Origin of the sequence: Mycobacterium sherrisii, from assembly GCF_002102355.1 — a bacterium.
Taxonomy (GTDB): Bacteria; Actinomycetota; Actinomycetes; order Mycobacteriales; family Mycobacteriaceae; genus Mycobacterium; species Mycobacterium sherrisii.
Window position 1 is genome coordinate 40,412 of sequence record NZ_LQPT01000070.1, and the last position, 15,569, is coordinate 55,980.

Annotated in this window: 12 protein-coding genes; 6 read left to right on the forward strand and 6 right to left on the reverse strand. The window is 68.4% G+C overall.

The genetic code is table 11. The annotated features are described in order from the left end of the window. Positions 1-26 precede the first annotated feature (26 nt). Positions 27-872: a MaoC/PaaZ C-terminal domain-containing protein gene (locus tag AWC25_RS11355; RefSeq protein ID WP_069399932.1), complete on the forward strand. Its 846-nt coding sequence runs from the start codon at positions 27-29 to the stop codon at positions 870-872. 8 nt (positions 873-880) lie between these two features. On the opposite strand, the gene AWC25_RS11360 is transcribed toward AWC25_RS11355, so the two are convergent. The 3 genes from AWC25_RS11360 to AWC25_RS11370 are packed head-to-tail and all read right to left on the reverse strand — an operon-like array spanning position 881 to position 4,020. Then, entirely contained in the window at positions 881-2,149 is a 1,269-nt protein-coding gene (locus tag AWC25_RS11360; protein WP_085166800.1) for a chloride channel protein, read from the reverse strand. A gap of 38 nt (positions 2,150-2,187) precedes the next feature. After that, complete coding sequence (locus AWC25_RS11365; RefSeq protein ID WP_069399930.1) at positions 2,188-2,817, reverse strand: TetR/AcrR family transcriptional regulator; 630 nt, start codon at positions 2,815-2,817, stop codon at positions 2,188-2,190. 54 nt (positions 2,818-2,871) lie between these two features. Beyond that, positions 2,872-4,020 (reverse strand): glycoside hydrolase family 3 N-terminal domain-containing protein, encoded by a 1,149-nt coding sequence (locus tag AWC25_RS11370; protein WP_069399929.1) that lies wholly within the window; start codon positions 4,018-4,020, stop codon positions 2,872-2,874. A 116-nt stretch (positions 4,021-4,136) separates the two neighbouring features. Between AWC25_RS11370 and AWC25_RS11375 the strand changes: the two genes are divergently transcribed. The 4 genes from AWC25_RS11375 (at position 4,137) to AWC25_RS11390 (ending at position 10,358) form a co-directional block, all read left to right on the forward strand. Beyond that, positions 4,137-4,343 carry a DUF2613 family protein gene (locus tag AWC25_RS11375; protein ID WP_069399928.1) on the forward strand — a complete coding sequence of 69 codons (207 nt, stop codon included), beginning with the start codon at positions 4,137-4,139 and terminating at the stop codon, positions 4,341-4,343. A 67-nt stretch (positions 4,344-4,410) separates the two neighbouring features. Beyond that, positions 4,411-4,584, forward strand: coding sequence for a DUF2613 domain-containing protein (locus AWC25_RS11380; RefSeq protein ID WP_003874046.1), 174 nt, complete (start codon positions 4,411-4,413; stop codon positions 4,582-4,584). 88 nt (positions 4,585-4,672) lie between these two features. Further along, positions 4,673-8,905: an alpha-(1->3)-arabinofuranosyltransferase gene (locus AWC25_RS11385; protein WP_085166801.1), complete on the forward strand. Its 4,233-nt coding sequence runs from the start codon at positions 4,673-4,675 to the stop codon at positions 8,903-8,905. A 28-nt stretch (positions 8,906-8,933) separates the two neighbouring features. Next, complete coding sequence (locus AWC25_RS11390) at positions 8,934-10,358, forward strand: lipase maturation factor family protein (protein WP_085166836.1); 1,425 nt, start codon at positions 8,934-8,936, stop codon at positions 10,356-10,358. On the opposite strand, the gene AWC25_RS11395 is transcribed toward AWC25_RS11390, so the two are convergent. The 3 genes from AWC25_RS11395 to AWC25_RS11405 all read right to left on the reverse strand — a co-directional run bounded on the left by AWC25_RS11395 (position 10,355) and on the right by AWC25_RS11405 (position 14,030). Beyond that, positions 10,355-10,666, reverse strand: a complete 312-nt coding sequence (locus AWC25_RS11395; RefSeq protein ID WP_069399926.1) for a PaaI family thioesterase — start codon at positions 10,664-10,666, stop codon at positions 10,355-10,357. The two genes, AWC25_RS11390 and AWC25_RS11395, sit on opposite strands and share 4 nt — an antisense overlap. Positions 10,667-10,833: 167 nt before the next feature. Next, the gene (locus AWC25_RS11400) at positions 10,834-11,988 is read right to left on the reverse strand and encodes a cytochrome P450 (protein WP_158089739.1); all 1,155 of its coding nucleotides are present in this window, start codon (positions 11,986-11,988) and stop codon (positions 10,834-10,836) included. Between the two features lie 398 nt (positions 11,989-12,386). Further along, complete coding sequence (locus AWC25_RS11405) at positions 12,387-14,030, reverse strand: acetolactate synthase large subunit (protein WP_069399924.1); 1,644 nt, start codon at positions 14,028-14,030, stop codon at positions 12,387-12,389. A 102-nt stretch (positions 14,031-14,132) separates the two neighbouring features. Here AWC25_RS11405 and AWC25_RS11410 point away from each other — a divergent pair, with 102 nt between their 5' ends. Then, on the forward strand, positions 14,133-15,551 hold the full coding sequence (locus AWC25_RS11410; RefSeq protein ID WP_069399923.1) for an NADP-dependent succinic semialdehyde dehydrogenase: 1,419 nt from the start codon (positions 14,133-14,135) through the stop codon (positions 15,549-15,551). Positions 15,552-15,569: the final 18 nt, after the last annotated feature.

Below are 15,569 nucleotides of genomic sequence, written 5' to 3' on the forward strand. Positions count from 1 at the left end.
GCCAGGCGAAGCTCGAGGAGAACGCGATGAATCAACCCAGCGGGCTGCGGAACATGCTGCGCGCGGCCGCCGGGGCACTACCCGTGGTGCCCCGGACCGACCAGCTGCCCAGCCGGACGGTGACCGTCGAGGAACTGCCGATCGACCGGACCAACGTGGCCGAGTACGCGGCGATCACCGGATTACGCTTCGGCAACAACGTGCCGCTTACCTACCCTTTCGCGTTGACCTTTCCGGCGCTGATGTCGTTGGTGACAGGGTTCGACTTTCCTTTTGCCGCAATGGGTTCGGTGCACACCGAAAACCACATCACGCAATATCGGCCGATCGCGGTCACGGACACCGTCGGGGTGCGGGTGCGCGCCGAGAATCTGCGTGAGCACCGCAAGGGCCTGCTGGTCGACCTGGTCACCGACGTCGAAGTCGGCAACGAGACCGCCTGGCACCAGGTGACAACCTTTTTGCATCAGCAGCGCACCAGCCTGTCCGACGAGCCCAAACCACCCCCGCAGAAACAGCCCAAGATTGCGCCGCCGGGCGCCGTGCTGCGCGTCACCCCGGGCCAGATCCGCCGTTACGCCGTCGTCGGGGGTGATCACAACCCAATCCACACCAACCCGATAGCCGCCAAACTCTTCGGGTTCCCGACCGTCATCGCACACGGAATGTTCAGCGCCGCAGCGGTATTGGCAAACATCGAAGCCCGGCTCCCGGACGCGGTGCGGTACTCGGCCCGGTTCGGCAAGCCGCTCATCCTGCCGGCGACCGCGGGCCTGTACATCGACGAGAAAGATCATCAGCGCTTCGAGTTGTCCTTGCGCAACATCGCCAAGGGGTACCCGCACTTGACCGGGACCGTCGAGCCGCTGTAGCGGCCGGGTCAGCCGACTCGTTCGTCACGCTTGAGCACCCGAACGCTCAGCAGCCTGTTCAGCCCGTGTGCACCGGTTGAGGTCATCAGGAACACCAAGAACAGCCACAGCGGCGGCCGGGCCAGCTCCCAGACGAAGATCGCGGCCCAGATCGGCGAGCCCTGGGTGACCGCGAGCACCCCGGCGGCCCCCGCCAGCGAGACCGCCGGAACGTGCAGGTCTGTTCCGGCCATCCAGTTGATCGTCAGCACCAGCAGCGCACCGGTCGCCGCCCCGGTGGCCAGCGACGGCGTGAGCAACCCGCCGGCACCACCGGCCCGCAGGAACAACGCGGTCAGCAGGGGCTTCAGCAACAGGATCGCCGCCGCCGCGGCGAGGGTGAGTCCGCTGGCGAGGCTGACGGTCAGGATGCTGCGGCCGTTGCCCGGCAACTCGGGCCGCCAATGTGAGCAGATGCCCATGACCAGCCCGGCGCCCGCCAGGGCGGGAATCAGCATCCAGCCACGCGGCTCCCGCGCCGGCCGCGCCGCCGCCATCAGACGGTTGAAGGCGAGGCCCACCGCCAGCGCGAACGGGGCCACCAACAGCCCGTGCGCCGTCAGCAAATAGGTGGACTCCCCGATCGGCCAGTCCAGGTTGGCGTGATCACCGGTGCTGGCCGAGCCGATCGCGACGGCCAGGCTCGAGGTGAGAAACGCCGCGCCCAGCGCGCGCGGGTGCCAGGTGTTGAGCATGATGCGGGCGGAGAACAAGGCCCCGGCCAGCGGCACGGCATACACCGCGCCCAGACCGGCCCCGGCCGCACAGGCGAGCAGGATCTCCCGGTCGCGGGAATCCAACCGCCGCAACCATCCGGTCCCGAAATCACCGAGCGCCGCGGCGAATTGGCGCGGCGCCCCCTCCCGGCCCAACGACGCCCCCGAGCCGACCAGCAGCACCTGCAGCATGGCGTCGACACTCCACGCCAGCCGCGGTATCGGCCCGTGGGCGGCGATGGTACCGGCCAGGGGCGGTACCTCGGCCCGACGCCGCAGCAGCCACCAACCCAGACCCGCCAGCGCGGCACCCACCATCGGCCCCAGCACCCGACGCACCGGGCTGCTGCCGGTCACGCCGGCCAGCAGGGCGCCGAAACTGTAGTTGTAGGTCAGGTGCTGAATGAAACGAAGCACGAACGTTGTCGACAACCCGGCCACGCCTGCCAGCAATCCGACGATGACGACCGCGCAGAAGAAGTCGACGTTACGACCCGATGAGCTGGCGGGCGAGCGGACCACGGCACGAATCTAGCCCGCGAGCAGCGCGCCGGCCCCCGTTAGGACGCGGGCCGCTGGGCGGGCCCGGCTTCCTGCTTCTCGGGCACCCCGCGCAGACCGTGCCAGAACAGGTCGATCATCAGCTCGGCCGCCTCGTCGACGTCGATGTCGCCGGTGGACAGCCGATTCGCCATCGCCTCCCCGGCCCCCACCAGCGCCACCGCCATCATCTGGTGCTCGGCGTCGGTACGCGGGGTGCGGCTGTTCTCCCGCACCAGACCCGCGACCAACTCGATGATCTGCTCACGGCCTTCCCGGACGGTGTGCGCGAAGGCCTGCGAGCTGATCGCCTGGGTGTACATCACGATCCAGGACGCCCGGTTGGCGTCGATATAACGCAAAAACGACCCAATCGTGTTGCGCAGCAAGTCCCGTGGGCTTTGGGTGAAATCGATGTCGGCGCGCACCGCGTCGATGAAGCGGGTCATTTCGCGGTTCAGGCAGGCGCCGAACAAGTCCTCTTTCGAGCCGTAATACAGATACAGCATCGGCTTGGAGATCTCCGCCGCGGCCGCGATGGTGTCCATCGAGGTCTCGTGATAGCCGTTGACCGAGAACATCTGCACGGCGGCGTCGAGCATCTGCTGTTCCCGCACGGCGCGCGGTAACCGCTTGGTGCCACCTGCCATCGCTGTACCTTTCAAGCCGCTTATCCGACTCCAGGGTAACGATCGAGCTGCGGGTCAATGTTCACACGACCGACCAGGGCCCTTCATCGTGGCCACCCGCAGCAGCGCCTGATTCACCGAGGGCAACGCCAGTTCGTCTGCGGCCAAAGCCTTTTCGAGTCGATCCAGCACCGCGGGCACCTCGTCGGTGGTGACCCACAGCGCGATATCGGTGCCCGCCCGCAGGGTCCGCAGCACCGCTTCGGCCACCCCGTAGCGATCCGAGATCGCCGCCATGCTCGACAGGTCGTCACTGAAGATGGGGCCGTTGAACGGTTGGCCGCCGTACCCGGTGCCGTCGCGCAGCAGTTTGACCGCGGCGGGGCTCAGGCTGGCCGGCTCGTCGTCGGCGGTCAATCCGGGCACCTGCAGGTGGCCGATCATCACCGCGACCGGGGCCTGGGTCACCAGGGTCTGGTAGGGCACCAGGTCGTCGTTGATCAGCTCGGGCAGCGGCGGCGTGACGACCCCGCCCTTGTGCGAATCGCCGGAACCGTGGCCGTGGCCCGGGAAATGCTTGAGCACCGGCAGCACCCCGGCGTCGCGGAGCCCCTGCGCGTAGGCCCCGGCGTAGTCGGTGACGGTCTTGGGGTTGTCGCCGAACGAGCGGTCCCCGATCACGCTGTCGTCGGACTCGTCGGTGACGTCGACGACGGGTGCGAAGTCGATGGTGATCCCCAGATCGTGCATCTTCTTACCGCGTTCGTTCGCTTGCGCGCGCACCTGATCGGGGGTCTGGGTCCGGGCCAGCTCGCGCGGCGACGGGGCCGTGCCGATCAGCGACTTCAGCCGGGACACCCGGCCGCCTTCTTCGTCGACGCTGACTGCCAGCGGCAGCGGACCGGCCTGGCCCGCGATGTCGGCCAGCGGACCCTGGAAGATGCCCAGGTCGGTCCAGCTGCCGATGAAAATCCCGCCGACGTGGTAGCCGTTGACCACCGCGCGGGCGTCGTCGGCGTTCTTCACGCCCACCATCAGCAACTGGGCCAGCTTGTCGCGGGTGGACAGCTTGGCCGTCGGGTCGCCGCAGACCTGGGGTGCGGGCGGCGCGGCGGCGGGCTTGCTGGTTGCCGTGGACGCGGGCGGCCGGGCGGTGTCGTGACCACAGGCCGCCACCAGCGTCGACACGGCCGCCAGCAGGGCCAGGGTGCGCGAAAAAGCCATCGGGACATGTTGTCACGGCCGGTGGGCACGCCGGGCGGCACCACCTGACGCGCCGTGGCGGCGAGCGGCGGTTAGGTTGACCGTGGACCCAATGACTGGCAAGGGAGGAGCCAGCGATGACGGGGTTTGCGCTGGCCGCGGTCACCGGGGTGGTGGCGGGCCTGATGATCGGTGCCGCCGCCACCGTCGGCATCACGCTGGCCGTCCAGGACCACGGCACGATGCACGAGCCGGCCGCGCCGGCCACCCGGAGCCCGACCGGGCCGTATTTGGTCAACTATGGCGAGCGGTGTTGGCACGGACATTGCATCCCCTGGCCGTGACGGCCGTTCTGCTAGGTTGACTTTTGGGTAGTCCCCCGTGACATCCACCAAACCCGAGGAGTGACCGATGAACCGGATCGTTGCGCCCGCCGCCGCGAGCGTGGTGGTTGGTTTGCTGCTGGGCGCGGCCGCGATCTTCGGGGTCACCCTGATGGTGCAACAGGACACGAAGCCGCCACTGCCCGGGGGCGATCCGCAGTCGTCAGTGCTCAACCGGGTGGAATACGGCAACCGTAGCTAGCGGCGTAGCCGGGCGCAGCGGGTCGTCACCACCGCAAGACGCGCTAGCGGCAGCCCCGGAATCCGCCCCGAGCTCGCCGGCCACACCCGTGTCCCGCCGTTGGCTGTTGTTGGTCGGCGCGATCTCGCTGGCGTTGACGTTCGCCCAATCGCCCGGGCAGATCTCGCCCGACACCAAACTCGACCTCACCGCGAACCCGGTGCGCTTCCTGCTGCGCGCGACCAACCTGTGGAACAGCGAGCTGCCGTTCGGGCAGACCCAGAACCAGGCCTACGGCTACCTGTTTCCGCACGGCACCTTTTTCTTGATCGGTCATCTGCTCGGGGTACCGGGCTGGATGACGCAGCGGTTGTGGTGGGCGCTGCTGCTGACGGTGGGTTTTTGGGGCGTGCTGCGGGTCGCCGAGACGCTGGGGATCGGCAGTCCGACGTCGCGGCTGATCGGCGCGACCGCGTTCGCGCTGTCCCCGCGGGTGTTGACCACCCTCGGATCCATCTCCTCGGAGACGCTGCCGATCATGCTGGCACCCTGGGTGTTGCTGCCCACGATCCTGGCTTTGCAAGCCCGCGGCCGCCGCTCGGTGCGCGCGCTGGCCGCGCAGGCCGGGTTGGCCGTCGCGCTGATGGGCGCGGTCAACGCGATCGCCACCCTGGCCGGCTGTCTGCCGGCCGTGATCTGGTGGGCGTGCCACCGGCCCAACCGGGTGTGGTGGCGCTACACCGCGTGGTGGGCGGTGAGCCTGGCGCTGGCCATGCTGTGGTGGGTGGTGGCGCTGGTCCTGCTGCGCAACGTCAGCCCCCCATTCCTTGATTTCATCGAGTCTTCCGGGGTGACGACGCAGTGGTCCTCGCTGGTCGAGATGCTGCGCGGGACCGACAGCTGGACCCCGTTCGTGGCGCCCACCGCGACCGCGGGCGCCCCGCTGGTGACCGGGTCCGCGGCCATCCTGGCGACCTGCCTGGTCGCCGCCGCCGGGCTGGCCGGGTTGGCCAGCCCGCGAATGCCGGCGCGCGGACGGCTGGCGACGATGCTGCTGGTCGGGGTGGTGTTGATGGCCGTCGGCTACTCCGGGGGGCTGGGTTCGCCGCTGGCCCATCAGGTGCAACTGTTTCTCGACGCCGCGGGCGCGCCGCTGCGCAACGTGCACAAGCTGGAATCGGTCATCCGCATCCCGATTGTGCTCGGTGTCGCCGAGCTGCTGGGCCGAGTGCCGCTTCCGGGCAGCGCGCCAAGAGCACAGTGGTTGCCTGCGTTCGCCCATCCCGAGCGCGACAAACGGGTCGCCGTGACGGTGGTGGTGCTGACCGCACTGATGGTCAGCACCTCGCTGGCGTGGACCGCCCGGCTCACACCGCCGGGCACGTTCGACGCCATCCCGCGCTACTGGCACGACGCCGCCGACTGGCTCAGCACGCACAACGCCGCGCCTGCCGGCGGGCCGCCCCCCGGCCGCGTGCTGGTGGTTCCCGGTGCTCCGTTCGCCACCCAGGTTTGGGGCACCACGCACGACGAACCACTCCAGGTACTCGGCACCAGCCCATGGGGCGTGCGCGACTCCATCCCGCTGACGCCGCCGCAGACCATCCGGGCGCTGGACTCGGTGCAGCGGCTCTTCGCCGCCGGGATTCCGTCCGCCGGCCTCGCGGATACCCTTGCCCGCCAAGGTATTTCGTACGTCGTAGTGCGCAACGATCTGGATCCGGACTCGTCGCGGTCGGCCCGCCCGATCCTGGTGCACCGCGCGATCGACGGCTCCCCACGACTGCAGAAGGTGGCACAGTTCGGCGAGCCGGTGGGCCCGGGTACGGTGACCGGGTTCGTCACCGACAGCGGGTTGCGCCCGCGCTACCCCGCGGTGCAGATCTACCGCGTGTCGATACCCGGCGCACCCGGCGCGCCCTACTTTGCCGACGCGGATGGGCTGGCCCGCGTCGACGGTGGGCCCGAAGTGCTGCTGCGCCTCGACGAGCGGCGCCGACTGCTCGGCCAGCCGCCGCTGGGTCCGGTGCTGATGACCGCCGACGCCCGGGCGGCCGGCCTGCCGTTGCCCCCCGGTGCCGCGGTCACCGTCACCGACACCCCGGTGGCGCGCGAGACCGACTACGGCCGGGTCGACGAGCATGCGTCGGCGGTGCGGGCCGACGGCGACAGCAGGCATACCTTCAACCGAGTGCCGGACTATCCGGTCCCCGGCGCCGCCCCGGTCGTCGGCGGCTGGAACGGCGGGCGGATCACGGCATCGAGTTCGTCCTCGGACTCCACCGCCATGCCCGACGTCGCACCGGCGACCTCCCCCGCGGCGGCGGTCGACGGCGACCCGGCCACGGCCTGGGTGACCAACGCGCTGCAATCCGCCGTCGGGCAATGGCTGCAGGTCACCTTCGACCACCCGGTGACCAACGCAGCAATCACCCTGACCCCCAGCGCCACCGCCGTCGGCTCCCAGGTTCGCCGCATCGTGATCGACACCGCCACCGGCAGCACCACGCTGCGGTTCGACCAGCCCGGCACGCCGCTGACCGCCGCACTGCCCTACGGCGAAACCCCCTGGGTGCGGATCACCGCCGCCGGCACCGACGACGGATCCAGCGGAGTGCAGTTCGGCATCACCGACCTGTCCATCACCCAGTACGACGCCTCCGGGTTCGCGCACCCGGTCGACCTGCGGCACACCGTGCGGGTGCCGGGGCCGCCGCCGGGCTCGGCGATCGCGGGCTGGGACCTCGGCTCGGAATTACTCGGCCGGCCCGGCTGCGCGGCCGCGGCCGACAGCGTGCGCTGCGCGCCGTCAATGTCGTTGGCCCCGGAGGAGCCGGTCAACTTCAGCCGCACCCTGACCGTGCCCACGCCGGTGGCGGTGACACCGCGGGTGTGGGTCCGCCCGCGGCAGGGCCCCAAGCTGGCCGACCTGGTCGCTGAGCCGAATACCGTTCGCGCCCAAGGTGATTCCGATACCGTCGACATCCTCGGTTCGGCGTTCGCGGCCACCGACGGCGACCCGGCCACGGCCTGGACCGCGCCGCAACGGGTGGTGCAACACAAGACGGCGCCCACGCTGACGTTGACGCTGCCGCGCCCCACCGAGGTCACCGGGCTGCGGCTGCTGCCGAGCCGCTCGACATTGCCCGCCCGGCCGACGATGGTGGCTGTCGACCTCGGCGACGGCCCGCAGGTTCGCCAAGTGCTGCCCGGTGATGACGGCGCCGCTGCGACGCTGCCGTTGCGGTCCCGGGTGACCGACACCGTGACGGTCAGCCTGCTGGACTGGCAAGACATCATCGACCGCAACGCGCTGGGGTTCGACCAGCTCAAGCCGCCGGGCCTGGCCGAGATCGCGGTGCTCGGCACCGACGGCCATCCCGTCGCCCCCGCCGACGCGGCCCGCAACCGGTCGCGTGAAATCGTCGTCGACTGCGACCACGGCCCGGTGATCGCGGTCGCCGGAAGGTTCGTGCACACCTCGATCCGCACCACGGCGGCCGCGTTGCTCGACGGGGCGCCGGTTCCCGTCGCGCCGTGCGATCGCAACCCGATCGCGCTGCCGACCGGCCAGCAGGAATTCTTGGTCAGCCCCGGCGCTGCATTCGTCGTCGACGGGGCACAACTGCTGGCCACCGGTCTGGCCGAATTGCCCAGCGCCGCAGGCGGTTCCAGGACAGCAGCGGTGACCCAGCGGTGGGGTCCCGATCACCGCGAGGTGCGCGCCGCGGCCTCGGCCCGCTCGCGGGTCCTGGTGATCCCCGAAAGCATCAACCCGGGCTGGGCGGCCCGCACCGGCAGCGGGACCCGGCTGACTCCGGTGGCCGTCAACGGCTGGCAGCAAGGCTGGTTGGTGCCGCCGGGAGATCCCGGCACCATCACGTTGACGTTCGCGTCCAACGGCCTGTACCGGGCCGGGTTGGCCTTCGGGTTGGCGCTGCTGCCGCTGTTGACGCTGCTGGCGTCGTGGCGCACCCGGCGGGGACGTTCGGACGATCCGCCGGCGACGCCCTGGTCCCCCGGCCCCTGGGCCGCCGTCGCCGTCGCGGCGGCCGCGGCGCTGATCGCCGGAGTGGCCGGCGTCGTGGTGGTCGCGGGCATGCTGGGCCTGGGTTACGCGCTGCGGCGCCATGACCGATGGCGCGATCGGACCGCCGTCGCGGCGGCATCCGGCGGGCTGATTCTGGCCGGAGCGGCACTGTCGCGACACCCGTGGCGCGCGGTCGACGGCTATGCCGGGCATTCTGCGAGTGTGCAACTGCTCGCGCTGATTTCGGTCGCCGCCGTCGCCGCGTCGGCGGTCGTGCTGCCCAGGCGGCGAGGTGCGGCACCCGGCGACTGACATTTCGGGCGCCCAAGGAGTGATGGCCATGGGATGGTTTTCTGCACCCGACTACTGGGTGGGCAGATTCGTGCTGGAACGCGGGATTGCGGTCATCTACCTGATTGCGTTCGTCGCCGCGGCCAGACAATTCCGGGCGTTGATCGGTGCCGACGGAATGCTGCCCGTACCCAAGTACCTGGCGCGGCAGTCATTTTGGCGAGTACCAAGCATCTTTCAGCTGTACTATTCCGACCGGCTGTTCGCGGGTGTGTGCTGGTGCGGTGCGGCGCTGTCGGCGGCGATTGCGCTCGGGGCGGCCGACCTGGTCCCGCTGTGGGCGGCGATGGTGCTGTGGCTGACGGTGTGGACGCTGTACCTGTCGATCGTCAACGTCGGGCAGGCGTGGTATTCGTTCGGGTGGGAATCGTTGTTGCTGGAAACCGGATTCCTGATGGTCCTTCTCGGCAACGACCGGGTCGCGCCGCCGATGTTGACGTTGTGGCTGGCGCGGCTGCTGTTGTTCCGGGTCGAGTTCGGCGCGGGATTGATCAAGATGCGCGGCGACCCCTGCTGGCGCGATCTGACCTGTCTGTACTACCACCACGAGACCCAGCCGCTGCCGGGTCCGTTGAGCTGGTTCTTCCACCACCTGCCGAAACCATTGCACCGGATCGAAGTGGCGGGCAATCACTTTGCGCAACTCGTGGTGCCGTTCGGGCTCTTCGCGCCGCAACCCGTGGCCAGCGTGGCCGCGGTGATCGTCGTCGTCACGCAGCTGTGGCTGGTGCTGTCGGGCAATTTCGCCTGGCTGAACTGGGTGACGATCGTGCTGGCATTCAGCGCGATCGACGACGCCGCGGTGGCGCGGCTGTTGCCGATACCGGGGCATGCGCCGCCGGCGGCGTCACCGCCGTGGTTCGTCGCCCTGGTGTCCGCGGTCGCCGGCGCAATGCTGATCCTGACATACTGGCCGGTGCGCAACATGCTGTCTCGCCAGCAGCGAATGAACATGTCGTTCAATGCCTTTCATCTGGTGAACACCTATGGCGCGTTCGGCACCATCGGCCGGACCCGCTACGAGGTGGTCATCGAGGGTACCGGCGAACCCCGGATCAGCCCGCAGACCGTCTGGAAGGAATACGAGTTCAAGGGCAAGCCCGGCACGGTGACCCGGTTACCCCGCCAGTGGGCGCCGTATCACCTGCGGCTGGACTGGCTGATGTGGTTCGCCGCAATCTCGCCGGGGTACGCCCAACCGTGGCTGGCGCCGTTTATGCAGCGCCTGCTGCGCAACGACCGCCCCACGCTGCGGCTGTTGCGGCACAACCCGTTCCCGGACGCCCCGCCGCAGTACGTGCGGGCGCGACTGTTTGCGTACCGGTTCACCTCACCGGCCGAGTTGCGGCGCGACCGGGCGTGGTGGCACCGCACGCTGGTGGGCCAGTACGTTCCGCCGACGTCCGTTCGCTAACCTAGCCGGCCGAGGTCCGTGATGAGCTGGGACACCACCGTGATCGTGGCGATCCGGCGGCCGGAATCGTCATCGAGGTCAGCGCCCAGCACGGCGTTGGTCTTCGTCAGCTTTAAGATCCGGCCCGTCGCCACATAGCTTTTCGCCGTTCCCGCGCGCAGGATCGTCACCGACATGCTCAGCGTCGGGCAGGGACATCCCGTGGCGAGCGAGCCGCAATGGGTGGCCGTCTGATCCAGCATCTCGGCCATCGACCCACCGCTGAGTTGCGCGAAATTGTATGCCCCGGGGCCGGGTTCGTACGACATCCGCAACCAGCGCTCATCTCGGGACCCGTCGAGAAACCGCGCGTTCAACGCCGCGAGGTTGGGCGTCAAGTTCTCGTTGGCGTGGGCAACCCAGGCCGTTTCGGTGAGCGCAGCGCCGGGTTCGCCGAACAGGCCCAGGTAGTCGTCGATGTTGATGTCTGGGCTCCTTACCGTAAGGCCGGCCGCTCGGAACCGACCAGGAGTCGGGTTGGACTACGACCCAGCACCTGTCGCCACGGTATGGCAGCGGGATCCTCGGTTAGGTACAGCGGCGGCACTTCTGCCAACACCGCCCGTATGCACTCTTCCACTGCGAGCTTCGCAAGCGCGGTACCCAGGCAATAGTGCGTGCCGGCACCGAAATTCAGTGGTCTCGGGGTCCCCGGGCGGATGAAGCGATCGGGATGGAACCGATCGGGATCCTCCCATGCCGACTCGTCACGACAGGCCGCGGCAATGCACGGAAACACCATCGCTCCGGCGGGGATGACCGTGTCATACAAATCGATCGGCGCAACGGCAGTGCGAGGAATCAGGGGGACGCTGGGTTCCATCCGCATCGTCTCGGCGACGACCGCGGAAAGACGCGCCGAATCCTCCGCAACGCCGTCCAGCTGGTCGCGGTGCCGCAGGGCGACCAGGATACTGCAGGGAATTTGACTTCCAGTCGTATCGTGCGCTGCCACAAGCAGGTTAGAGATCATGACGACCGTTTCGTCATGGGTAAGCCGTTGCCCTTCGACCTCGGCGTCGAGCAGGCTGGTAATCAGATCTGATCCGGGGGCCCCGCGGCGCCGACCGATCAGGTCGCGAACGTAGCCCTGCAACTCCACCACAGCGCGCGTCGCATCATCGATCTGCTCCGGGGTCATCACGAAGAAGACCGGGCTCAGGGCGTCCGCCCAGCGCGCGAACATCGAGACATCGCCATCTGGCACCCCGAGCAGACGGCAGGTCAATCCGGCCGCCACGGCCGCACCGGCGGGAACCATATCCCCGCTCTGGCCGGCCGACGTGATCGCCGCGGCGGCCAGCTGTGCCGCGCTATCCTGCAGCGCGGCGACGGCCCGCGGCGTGAAGGCACGCGAGACGAGTGCTCGCATCCGCTGGTGATAGTCGCCCTCGGTGGTAAACATCAACCGGGCATACCAATCCCGTAACGGCCCGTCGGTGATGCCCATCATGTCGAACAACGTCAAGCCGATGCCGTTGAGCCGCTTGTCACGCACCAATAGCTCAACATCGCGCTGGCGCAGCGCGACAATGGCCCCAGTCATCTCATCCCTGGCCAACGGGCCGCGCCGCGCGGCCTCGCGTAACACCCCGTGCAAGTCACCGGCCAAATTGCCAGTGAGGTCAACGCCCGGCAATGCGTCCATAGCCTCTCCCCTCGAGTGGTGCAAACCGGTTGTCACGCGGCTTCTTTTCGACCAGCTGTATCTCCGACGATAGCCCAATCTCGCGATGGGTGCGGTTGCGTCGATCCTGCGACGCCCGCATCGAATGAGCGAAAGCTCTTGGCGCTGACCGAGTTTGATAGGACAAGGCTCTTAGCTGTTAGCGGCAGGCCCGCTTCGGGCGCTTCGATCCGGCAGGCACCGCACGTTGCGTACAGAGTTGAGCGCGTACTGTCCTGGGATGCGGTCGACATCGTCCTCTGCCGCGACCGACCGGACCAGGCAGCATTGATCGCTGGCGGCCCTGGCTAAAACGCAGCGCCCTATAGGGTTTCGTCGAGCTCGCCGAGGCGGTCGGTGAGCCGCAGGTTCTCGGAGTAGTCGACCGGGCAGCAGATCAGCGACACCCCGTCGTCGTCGAGCGCGGCCCGCAACGTCGGCAGCAGCTCGTCGGCGTGAGAGATCCGATACCCCTTGGCGCCGAAGCTTTGCGCATATTGCACGATGTCGGGATTACCGAAACGCACGTAGTGATGCTCGCCGAGTTCAAGGTCCATCTTCCACTCGATCAGACCGTAGCCGCCGTCCTCCCAGATCAGCACGACCAGCGGGATCTTCTCCCGCACCGCCGTTTCGATCTCCTGCGAGTTCATCAGGAAGGCACCGTCACCCACCACCGCCAGCACCTTGACGTCAGGTTGCGCCAGCTGCACACCCAATGCGCCGGGCAGCGCGAAACCCATGGTGGACAACCCATTTGAGATCAGGCAGGTATTGCGCTCGAAGGTTGGATACAGCCGGGCCATCCACATCTTGGTCGCACCCGTGTCGACCAGCACCACGTCGGAGCGACCCAGCGCCGCCCGGGTGTCGGCGACGACGCGCTGCGGGGCCAGCGGATATCGTGAATCCTGTTGCCCCCGAGCGAATTCCTCGTCCAACAAACCCGATCCCGGCACCTCGGCGCCGTCGAAGCTGCAACCCGACAGCGCGTCGGCCAGCTGGTTCAACGAGTCGCTGATATCCCCGATGATGCCGACGCTGACCGAGTAATGGGCGTCCACCTCGGCCGGGAAGCGATGGATGTGGATGATCTTCTTGTCGCCCTGCGGGTTGATCCGGACCGGGTCGAACTCCTGCAACTCGTAGCCGACGGCGATCACCACGTCGGCGTTGTCGAACCCGAAGTTGACGTAGTCGTGCCGCATGAACCCCACGGTCCCGATGCTGTTGGGGTGATCGTCGGGCATCACGCCCTTGCCGTGGAAGGTGTTGGCAACCCGGATCCCGAGTTCCTCGGCGAAGCGCACCAACGCCGCCGTCGCGTCGCTGCGCGCGGCCCCGTGCCCGGCCAACAGCACCGGACGTTGCGCGCTCCGCAGGATATCGACGGCCCGCGCCACCTGTCGAGCGGCCGGCGCGTCGGCACGAACCACGTTGCGCGGCAACGGCTCCAGCTCGTAATCGGCGTCGTCCTCGTCGATGTGCTCCGGCACCGCCAGGTACACGGCGGCCGGCCGTTCGGTCTCGGCGACCTTGAACGCCTTGCGGACCATCTCCGGTATGGCCCGTGCGGTCGGCACCGGGGCCGACCATCGGGTGATCGGCGCGTACATCGACACCAGGTCGACGTACTGGTGGGACTCCTTGTATTCGCGGTCCTGTCCGACCTGTGCCGAGATCGCGACCAGCGGGGTGCTGTTGGTGGTGGCGTCGGCGACGCCCAGCTGCATGTTGATCGCGCCGGGCCCCAGGGTCGCCGAGACCACCCCGGCGCGTCCGGTCACCCGGCCGTACATCTCGGCCATGAAGGCCGCGCCCTGCTCGTGCCGGGTCAGGATGTAGCGGATGCCGGACGCGGCCAGCGCCTGGACGAACCGGATGTTCTCCTCCCCGGGGATGCCGAAGACGACGGCAACCCCCTCATTCTGCAGGCATTTGACAATCAGCTGAGCCGCAGTGCTCATCCGCCACCTCCCTATAGGGAACGATAGTGGCAGGCTAGGTGTTGAACGTTTTGTCACCTTGGCGAAAAGACAGAGAAAAGACAGCAAGGGAAGGATGTCAGCGTGTCAATCGCGACGATCAACCCGGCCACCGGTGAGACAGTCAAGACTTTCACCTCCGCGACCGATGACGATGTCGACGCCGCGATCGCGCGGGCGTACGCACGGTTCAAGGATTACCGCCGCAACACCACCTTCGCCCAGCGTGCCGAATGGGCAACGGCGACCGCCGACCTGCTGGAGCAGGAGGCCGACGAGGTCGCGGCCATGATGACCCTGGAGATGGGCAAGACCCTGAAATCGGCGAAGGCCGAAGTGCTCAAGTGCGCCAAGGGTTTTCGCTACTACGCCGAAAACGCCGAGCAGCTGTTGGCTGACGAACCGGCCGAGGCGGACAAGGTCGGGGCGAAAAAGGCCTTCGTGCGTTACCAGCCGTTGGGAGTGGTGCTGGCGGTGATGCCGTGGAACTTCCCGCTGTGGCAGGCGGTGCGGTTCGCCGCCCCGGCATTGATGGCCGGCAACGTCGGACTGCTCAAACACGCCTCCAACGTGCCCCAGACGGCGCTGTATCTCGCCGATGTCATCGCCCGCGGCGGGTTCCCGCCCGACTGCTTCCAGACGCTGCTCGTGTCGTCCAGCGCGGTCGAGCGCATCCTGCGCGACCCGCGCGTGGCCGCGGCCACGCTGACCGGCAGCGAGCCGGCCGGCCAATCCGTCGCGGCGATCTGCGGCGACGAGATCAAGCCGACCGTGCTCGAACTCGGCGGCAGCGACCCGTTCATCGTGATGCCGTCGGTCGACCTGGACGAGGCGGTCAAGACCGCGGTGACCGCCCGCGTGCAGAACAACGGTCAATCCTGCATCGCCGCCAAGCGGTTCATCGTGCACACCGACATCTACGACGCCTTTGTCGACAAGTTCGTCGAACGCATGAGCGCGCTCAAGGTCGGCGACCCGACCGACCCGGACACTGACGTGGGCCCGCTGGCCACCGAATCGGGGCGCGACGAGATCGCCAAGCAGGTCGACGACGCCGTCGCGGCCGGCGCCAAGCTGCGGCTGGGTGGCGAGGTTCCCGACCGGCCGGGCTGGTTCTACCCGCCGACCGTGGTCACCGAGATCGGCAAGGACATGGCCCTCTACACCGAGGAGGTATTCGGCCCGGTCGCCTCGATGTACCGCGCCGCCAGCATCGACGAAGCCATCGAGATCGCCAACGCCACCACCTTCGGGCTGGGGTCCAACGCCTGGACCAACGACGAGGCCGAGCAGCAGCGTTTCATCGACGAGATCGAGGCCGGCCAGGTCTTCATCAACGGCATGACGGTGTCCTACCCCGAGCTGGGCTTCGGCGGCATCAAACGCTCCGGCTACGGCCGCGAACTCGCCGGCCTGGGCATCCGCGAATTCTGCAACGCCAAGACCGTCTGGGTGGGCCAACCCGAAAGCGGTGATTCCGGTGGGGGCACCAAGGTCGAATAGCCTTCGCGCCGAGAGCGG

Bases quoted from the DNA above. Each gene is read 5' to 3' on its own strand.
- AWC25_RS11355 (WP_069399932.1), top strand. From the start codon at position 27: ATGAATCAACCCAGCGGGCTGCGGAACATGCTGCGCGCGGCCGCCGGG.
- AWC25_RS11365 (WP_069399930.1), bottom strand. From the start codon at position 2,817: ATGGCAGGTGGCACCAAGCGGTTACCGCGCGCCGTGCGGGAACAGCAG.
- AWC25_RS11370 (WP_069399929.1), bottom strand. From the start codon at position 4,020: ATGGCTTTTTCGCGCACCCTGGCCCTGCTGGCGGCCGTGTCGACGCTG.
- AWC25_RS11375 (WP_069399928.1), top strand. From the start codon at position 4,137: ATGACGGGGTTTGCGCTGGCCGCGGTCACCGGGGTGGTGGCGGGCCTG.
- AWC25_RS11380 (WP_003874046.1), top strand. From the start codon at position 4,411: ATGAACCGGATCGTTGCGCCCGCCGCCGCGAGCGTGGTGGTTGGTTTG.
- AWC25_RS11390 (WP_085166836.1), top strand. From the start codon at position 8,934: ATGGGATGGTTTTCTGCACCCGACTACTGGGTGGGCAGATTCGTGCTG.
- AWC25_RS11395 (WP_069399926.1), bottom strand. From the start codon at position 10,666: ATGTCGTACGAACCCGGCCCCGGGGCATACAATTTCGCGCAACTCAGC.
- AWC25_RS11405 (WP_069399924.1), bottom strand. From the start codon at position 14,030: ATGAGCACTGCGGCTCAGCTGATTGTCAAATGCCTGCAGAATGAGGGG.